1 protein-coding gene is annotated in these 482 nt (G+C 55.6%); it reads left to right on the top strand.

Features of this window, described 5'->3' with window-relative positions:
- Positions 1 to 421, top strand: a 421-nt coding sequence (locus DEO48_RS05350; protein ID WP_309136791.1) for a head decoration protein, incomplete at its 5' end; no start/stop codon positions are given.
- Between the last annotated feature and the right edge of the window lie 61 nt (positions 422 to 482).

The following is a 482-nucleotide window of genomic DNA, read 5'->3' as shown; positions in this document are numbered from 1 at the left end:
GGAAAAGGAAATAATCATGGTTGAAGTAATTGGCGATAACCCGTGGACACCGGGGATGCAGAGCTATACGTATGTTCCCGACCAGCTGATCGCAGGTAACCTGCAACTGGTGACGGACACCGTTGATATCGGCGGCGCTAACCCGCTGGTGCGTGGGACCATTCTGGGTCAAATCACCGCGACCGGTGTGTATGTCCTGAGCGTACAAACCGCCACCGATGGCAGCGAAGTGCCCAGCGCCGTGTTGGTGGATAACGTCACTCCGGGCGGGGCTACCGTTCGTGGAGGCATTTATGAGCTGGGTATCTTTAACCAGAACCGTATCACCTTTGACAGCAGCTGGACGCTCCCTGCACTGAAAACGGCCCTGCGTCCGTTCTCTATTTTCCTGCGCGACAGTCTGCAGGCTCCGGCCTCCTGATTTTTAGCTAATCCCCTTTTTAGTGTGGCTATGCCGTTCATCCGGCAGGGCTTAGCACATT

The organism is Enterobacter sp. CGMCC 5087 (assembly GCF_003144775.1).
Lineage (GTDB): Bacteria > Pseudomonadota > Gammaproteobacteria > Enterobacterales > Enterobacteriaceae > Enterobacter > Enterobacter cloacae_M.
Note: the sequence above shows the minus strand (reverse complement) of the source record. Positions and strands in the feature narration are given on the sequence as shown.